Annotated in this window: 1 protein-coding gene; it reads right to left on the bottom strand. The window is 47.1% G+C overall.

The genetic code is table 11. From position 1 onward, the window contains the following. A partial coding sequence (locus F8B77_RS17245; RefSeq protein ID WP_208846176.1) for a hypothetical protein occupies positions 1–1,277 on the bottom strand: 1,277 nt, incomplete at both ends.

Here is a 1,277-nt window from a genome sequence, read left to right as displayed (position 1 = left end):
ACTGGTATCGGTATTATCGAACGCGGTGCCAATCGAGCTGGTATCATTGGCATCAAACACCGTGTTATTGTCGCTGTTGGTGAGAATGCCATTGTAGCTGTAGTCATCTAAGCTAGCCCCGACCACAATATCTGTCCCATTAAAGGTAAGTCCATAAGCACCAAACCTATCAGCTCTGCTCGATGGTGAGCTGAAAATCTGTTCCGTTGATTGCCACAGAGTGGCGTCGACATTCGCTAAGTCATAACTGTACACCGCCTCTGCACTGAGTGTAGACACCACGAGTTTACGCCCATCGGCACTCAGTTGAGTTTGAATACCAAAGCCGTCACTGGTTGCTGCGTCACTGGCACGCAGCACCTGGGTTTGATTCCAACTGCTACCATCATAATCAAAAACAAAAGCCGCCCCTTGGCTCGTCATACTATTGGTTGGCCCATCTTCTTGTCTCGCACCGACCGCAATGCGATCACCGGCCGCATTAATGCTAACGCCAACACCAAAATAATCATCGGTGGCGTAATTTGCGTTACGAAAACTTTGCTCAAGCGCCCAGTTAGTACCGTTATGACGATACACATACACATAACCGGTATTACCCTGATCAAACGCCCCCACCGCAATCACGTCACCATTGCTGGATACGGCGCTAGAAAAACCAAAATAACTTCCGCTACCGCCAGTAAACTGCTTCTGATAACTCCAACTGCCATTGATAAATTGGTAAATACGAACGCGTCCCGCTTTACTGCTATAGGCATCATCACCAATAACCAAGACATTACCGTTAGCACTTATCGCACCGTAATTAGAGGTGTCGGTTATGCCATGATTGATTGACGTCATCGTCCAACTTCCGCCCCAATCCGGCTCTCCAGCCACCATAGCAACATCAAATACATACGCCATGGTAGGACCCATCATAACCACTCGTTTTCCATCACCGCTCATGGCCATGTCACTGGCATGATAAGAGGTTTGATTGGTGCGTAAAATCTTCACCTCTTGCCATGAAGCGTCTGCACGGCGATAAATATAAATCGCGCCACCATCATCAGTAGCAGAGCTAGTCGATGGTGCGTCCCGCCCAAGTACTGCTACGGTTAAGCCATCGTCTGAAATAGCTGTTTTAGTCCCGAAATAATCATTTTCATGCACATTAGAAGCTTTGAGATAATGAGTTAAGCCGTCACGTTTTTCTTTATCTAGATAACTGTTTAGATGACTCAGTATATTACTGTGTACCGAGGTCACGCCTGCATTGGTGTAATCATCGA

Origin of the sequence: Aliivibrio finisterrensis, from assembly GCF_008933155.1 — a bacterium.
GTDB classification, from domain to species: domain Bacteria; phylum Pseudomonadota; class Gammaproteobacteria; order Enterobacterales; family Vibrionaceae; genus Aliivibrio; species Aliivibrio finisterrensis.
This window is presented reverse-complemented; position numbering and strand designations above follow the sequence as displayed.